The 5088-nt window shown below is 71.0% G+C and carries 5 protein-coding genes and 1 pseudogene; 5 read left to right on the top strand and 1 reads right to left on the bottom strand.

What is annotated here, in order from left to right:
• From G3I65_RS39400 to G3I65_RS39385, 4 genes and pseudogenes are all read left to right on the top strand, one after another.
• Positions 1–198, top strand: a pseudogene (locus G3I65_RS39400) (MarR family transcriptional regulator); the annotation flags it as partial.
• On the top strand, positions 195–998 hold the full coding sequence (locus G3I65_RS39395; protein WP_160700595.1) for an ABC transporter ATP-binding protein: 804 nt from the start codon (positions 195–197) through the stop codon (positions 996–998). The pseudogene G3I65_RS39400 and the gene G3I65_RS39395, both read left to right, overlap by 4 nt.
• Positions 958–1779, top strand: a complete 822-nt coding sequence (locus tag G3I65_RS39390; RefSeq protein WP_160700594.1) for an ABC transporter permease — start codon at positions 958–960, stop codon at positions 1777–1779. The genes G3I65_RS39395 and G3I65_RS39390 overlap by 41 nt, the downstream gene beginning before the upstream one ends.
• Positions 1780–1833: 54 nt before the next feature.
• Positions 1834–3930 (top strand): transglycosylase domain-containing protein, encoded by a 2097-nt coding sequence (locus G3I65_RS39385; protein WP_160700593.1) that lies wholly within the window; start codon positions 1834–1836, stop codon positions 3928–3930.
• On the opposite strand, the gene G3I65_RS39380 is transcribed toward G3I65_RS39385, so the two are convergent.
• Positions 3927–4352, bottom strand: a complete 426-nt coding sequence (locus G3I65_RS39380) for a nitroreductase/quinone reductase family protein (protein ID WP_160700592.1) — start codon at positions 4350–4352, stop codon at positions 3927–3929. The genes G3I65_RS39385 and G3I65_RS39380 overlap by 4 nt on opposite strands.
• 153 nt (positions 4353–4505) lie before the next feature.
• On the opposite strand from G3I65_RS39380, the gene G3I65_RS39375 reads away from it, so the two are divergent.
• A complete protein-coding gene (locus G3I65_RS39375; protein WP_160700591.1) occupies positions 4506–4943 on the top strand; it encodes a zinc-ribbon domain-containing protein in 438 nt (145 codons plus the stop codon).
• Positions 4944–5088 lie beyond the last annotated feature (145 nt).

The following is a 5088-nucleotide window of genomic DNA, read 5'->3' as shown; positions in this document are numbered from 1 at the left end:
CCCGACCCCGCCGACCGGCGCGCGGCCCGGCTGGAGATCACCGGCGCCGCGCGCGACCGGATGGCGTCGTGGCGGCGCGCCCGGACCGGGCTCGTCACCGAAGCCCTCACCGCACTGTCCGAAGAGGACCTCGAAGCCATCGAGAACGCGTTGCCGGCGCTGGAAAAACTCATGGGCGTCCTGAAGGAGCAGCCATGACCGAACCCGCGGTGCGCTGCACCGGGCTGAGCCACTCGTTCGGCACCACCCGCGCGGTCGACGGCGTCGACCTGGAGATCCGCGCGGGCGAGGTGTTCGGCCTGCTCGGCCCGAACGGCGCGGGCAAGACCACCACCCTCCGGATGATCACCACGCTGCTGCCCACCGCGCCGGAGCGGATCACGGTCTTCGGCGTCGACGTCGCCCGCCGCCGGATGGCCGTGCGGCGGCTGATCGGCTACGTCCCGCAGCAATTGTCCGCCGACGGCGCGCTGACCGGCCGCGAAAACGTCGCGCTGTTCGCCCGGCTCTTCGACGTCCCCCGGGCGCAACGCTCGCAGCAGGTGCGGAGCGCGTTGGAGCTGGTCGGGCTGGACGCCGACGCCGACCGCACGGCCAAGACGTACTCCGGCGGCATGATCCGCCGCCTCGAGCTGGCCCAGGCACTGGTCAGCTCGCCGCGGCTGCTCGTCCTCGACGAGCCGACGATCGGCCTCGACCCGGTCGCCCGCTCGTCGGTGTGGGACCGCATCGCCGAAATCCGCGCGGCGACCGGCATGACCGTGCTCGTCACGACCCACTACATGGACGAAGCCGAGCAGTACTGCGACCGCGTCGCGCTCATGCACGCCGGGCGGATCCGCGCGCTGGGCACCCCGGCCGAGCTGGAAGCGGACCTCGGTCCGGAGTCCACTTTGGACGACGTGTTCCGCGCCGCGACCGGGAACCGCCTCGACGGCGACGAAGGAGGGATCCGCAGTGTCCGTGCCACTCGCCGCACCGCCCGCCGTCTCGGCTGACCCGGGCCCGCTCGGCCGGCTGCGCGTGCTCGCCGCCCGCGTCGGCGCGATGTGCCTGGTGGAGCTGCAGAAGCTGCGCCGCGACCAGACCGAGCTGCTCACCCGCGCGATCCAGCCCGCGCTGTGGCTGCTGATCTTCGGGGAGACGTTCACCCGGCTGAAGGCGATCCCGACCGGCTCGACGCCGTACCTCGACTACCTCGCGCCGGGCATCCTCGCGCAGTCGGCGCTGTTCATCGCGATCTTCTACGGCATCCAGATCATCTGGGAGCGCGACGCGGGCGTGCTCGCCAAGCTCCTGGTGACCCCGACCCCGCGGGCGGCGCTCGTCGCCGGGAAGGCGTTCGCCGCCGGGGTCCGCGCGCTCGTGCAGGCGGTGATGGTGCTGATCCTCGCCGCGGTCCTCGGCGTCGGGCTGACCGCGAACCCGCTGAAGCTGCTCGCGATGGCCGTCGTGCTCGTGCTGGGGTCGGCGTTCTTCTGCTGCCTGTCCATCGTGATCGCCGGGATCGTGCTGTCCCGCGAACGGCTGATGGGCATCGGGCAGGCGATCACGATGCCGTTGTTCTTCGGCTCCAACGCGCTGTACCCGGTGGACCTGATGCCGTCGTGGCTGAAGGTGCTCAGCCACGTCAACCCGCTGAGCTACCAGGTGGACGCGCTGCGCGGCCTGCTGATCGGCACGCCCGCCCACCTCGGCCTCGACTTCGGCGTGCTGGCCGCGGCCACGGCGGTGGCGATTTCGGTCGCATCGGCACTGCTCGGCAGGTTGGCCCGGTGAGGCCCATCTCTCACCGAACGGAAGCTTCATTCCCGGCTGGCTAATCTCGGTTTCGTGAATGGTCGCCCGGGCGTGTTCTCTTTGGTCGGATTGTGCGTTCTCGCCGGAATACTGGTGGCGGGCACGGTGGCACCCGCCGCCATCGGCGCCGGGCTGCTGTCGAATCAGGTGAGCGATTCCGTCGACACCATTTCCGCCCAGCTCGAAGCGGCCGATCCGCCGCTCACCACGACCGTGACCGATCGCGACGGCACCCCGATCGCGACGCTCTACGCGCAGTACCGCCTCCCGGTCACCGCGGCCGGGATCGCGACGACGATGAAGGCCGCGATCATCGGGGTGGAGGACCGCCGCTTCTACTCCGAAGGCGGCGTCGACCTGCAAGGAACCCTGCGCGCGGCGATCAACGACAGCACCGGCGGCGCGCTGCAGGGTGCGTCAACGCTCACCCAGCAGCTGGTCAAGAACTACCTGATCAACGTCGTCGACCGGACCGATCCGGCGGCCCAGCAGGCCGACCGCGAGGATTCACTCGCCCGCAAGCTGCGGGAGGCGAAAATGGCCGTCCAGCTCAACGACACGATGAGCAAGGACGACATCCTGGCCGATTACCTCAACGTGGTCGAATTCAGCGGAACCGTGTACGGGGTGGGCGCGGCGGCGAAAGCGTACTTCGGGACGACGGCGGACAAACTGACCGTGCCTCAGGCCGCGCTGCTCGCCGGAATGGTGAACAACCCCAGCGTCTACAACCCGTACACGCACCCGGACAAGGCGCTGCAGCGCCGCAACCTCGTCATCGACGACATGGTCACCAACGGCTCCATCCCGGCGTCCTACGCGGCGACGGCGAAAGCGGCACCGCTCGGGCTGCTGCCGGACGGGCCGGTGACGCCGTCCGGCACCTGCCTGGGCGCGGCGCCGGACGCGGGGTTCTTCTGCGCCTACGCGGAAAGCTACCTCGTGCACGCCGGGTTCACCGCGGACCGGCTCGCCACGGGCGGGTACACGATCAAGACGACGCTCGACCCGCGCGTCTCGCAGGTGGCGAAGGACGCCGTCGACGCGAACGTGCCGACCACGCAGGACGGCGTCGCGAACACCTTCGCCGTCGTGCAGCCGGGTTCGGCCGGGCACCAGGTGCTCGCCATGGTCGCCAACCGGAACTACGGCACGGATCCGGCGCGCGGCGAGACGTCCACCGACATCGTCGCGGACGCGAGCAACGAGTTCGGCGCCGGCTCGTCGTTCAAGATCTTCACCTCGGCCGCTGCGCTCGTGACCGGCAAGGCAGGCCTGGACACGCCGCTGCCGAACCCGGACAGCGAGTGCTTCCCGGTGCCGGACTCGCGTTCGTCTTGTTACACCGTCCACAACGACGGCCACTACGCCGACCCGATCAGCCTCGCCGACGGGCTGGCGACGTCCCCGAACGTCGCGTTCGTCGGGCTGGAGAGCCAGGTCGGGATGCCCGCCGTGCTCGACATGGCGTACAAGCTCGGGCTGCGGAACACGCTCGCGACCAACGACGCCGGCGCGGCGCCGGACCCTGCTTCGGGCAACCCGCAGTACAGCGAACCGCAGTCGAAGTACTTCCGGAACCTGCTCTCGTTCACCCTCGGCAACAGCCCGGTCAGCCCGCTGGAGATGGCGAACGTCTCGGCGACCCTGATGAGCGGCGGCGTCTGGTGCCCGCCGGACCCGATCCTGTCGGTGACCGACCGGAACGGGAACGCCGTGCCGGTGCCGCGGCAGGCGTGCGAGCAGGTCATCCCGACGGGCGTCGCGAACACCCTCGAAGCGGGCCTGAGCAGGGACACCACGGACGGAACGTCGGCCGAGGCCGCCCACGCGGCCGGCTGGACCCGCCCCGACATCGGCAAGACGGGCACGACCCAGCAGAGCGAATCGGTCGCGTTCGTCGGCGGCGTCGACGGCTACGCGGTGTCGTCCATGGTCTTCGCCGACGGCCCGCACCCGCGCGAGATCTGCCCGGGCACCCCGGTCCACCTGGGCGACTGCGGCCACGGCGCGTTCGGCGGCACGGTCGCCGCGCCGCCCTACTTCCACGCCATGAGCCAACTGCTGGCAGGTGTGCCGGACCAGCCGATCCCCGGCCCGGACCCGGCGTACCTGCAGGCGCGCGGCTAGCGCGGTTCGAGGAAGACGAGCGGGATCTCGCGCTCGGTCTTCGTCTGGTACTGCGCGTAGTTCTTGAAGTCACCGGCGATCTTCGGCCAGAGCTTCGCGCGCTCGTCGGCGTTCGCGATCCGCGCGCGCATCGGCCGCTTCGGCGCGCCCTTGAGCGACACCTCGACGTCCGGCCGGTCACGCAGGTTGAGGAACCACGCGGGGTGCGTGTCGTCCCCACCGCGCGAAGCCACGACGACGAGCGCGTCGCCCTCCTGGTGCGGCGAGGTCAGCAGCACCGTCCGCGGCTGCCCGCTCTTGCGCCCGACCGTGGTCAGTTCGAGGACGGGCATGCGGGCCTGCCAGCCGACCCGCCCACCGGTGAGCTTGATCAGGCCGCGGTGCACGGCGTTCATCGTCTTCAGGACGCGGTCGCTCGGCATGCGCCCAATCTAGCCCCGCGAACCGGCCGTCACCGTTCGGCCCCGATGTCCCCTTTGCCCGCTCCTGGTCCGGACCAGTTCCCGCAAACCGCCACGCGGCGCGGGACCGGTGTGCGAGGCTGCGGCGAACACGGACCGAAAGAGAGAAGACCGATGCTGATCTGGGGCTGGCGGACACGGATCTACGTGCTGGCGATGACGACGTTCCTGTGCGGCCGCTGCGGCAACCCCGCCTCGCACGCGGTCCGCAAGGCGGTCACGAAGTTCACGCTGTTCTTCATCCCGCTCTTCCCGATCGGCGTCAAGTACACCGCGCAGTGCACCTTCTGCGGCATCGAGAACCGCATCCCGAAGGAGGACGCGGTCCGCCTGCAGGCCCAGGAGGAGAGCCAGTCCCAGCCGCCGTCCGGCTACCCGCCGCACCCGTCGCAGGGCTTCCCGCCGGCGCAGGACTCCGGCCAGCAGGGCTTCCAGTCCCCGCACCCCTCCCAGCCCCAGGGCTTCCCGGCACAGCAGGGCTTCCAGCCGCCGCACCCGTCGCAGCCGCAGGGCTTCCCGCAGCCGGGCCAGTTCCCCCAGCAGGGCCAGTAGCGGCTCAGCCGACGCGGGCCTGCCGGACATCGGCAGGCCCGCTCGTCATCTGCCGCCAACCCCGACCGGCGCGAACCCGGCAGCCCGTCGAGCAACACCGCCGCGCCCGCTCGTCACCCGCCGCCGCTAAGCCCCGACCGGCGCG

This window comes from Amycolatopsis sp. SID8362 (assembly GCF_010550475.1).
Lineage (GTDB): Bacteria > Actinomycetota > Actinomycetes > Mycobacteriales > Pseudonocardiaceae > Amycolatopsis > Amycolatopsis eburnea.
The sequence above is the reverse complement of the archived record's forward strand: the minus strand, read 5'-3'. Positions and strand labels throughout refer to the sequence as shown.

What these genes read in the sequence shown, in the direction of transcription:
- G3I65_RS39395 (WP_160700595.1), top strand. Translation starts at nt 195, where the DNA reads ATGACCGAACCCGCGGTGCGCTGCACCGGGCTGAGCCACTCGTTCGGC.
- G3I65_RS39380 (WP_160700592.1), bottom strand. Translation starts at nt 4,352, where the DNA reads ATGCCGAGCGACCGCGTCCTGAAGACGATGAACGCCGTGCACCGCGGC.
- G3I65_RS39375 (WP_160700591.1), top strand. Translation starts at nt 4,506, where the DNA reads ATGCTGATCTGGGGCTGGCGGACACGGATCTACGTGCTGGCGATGACG.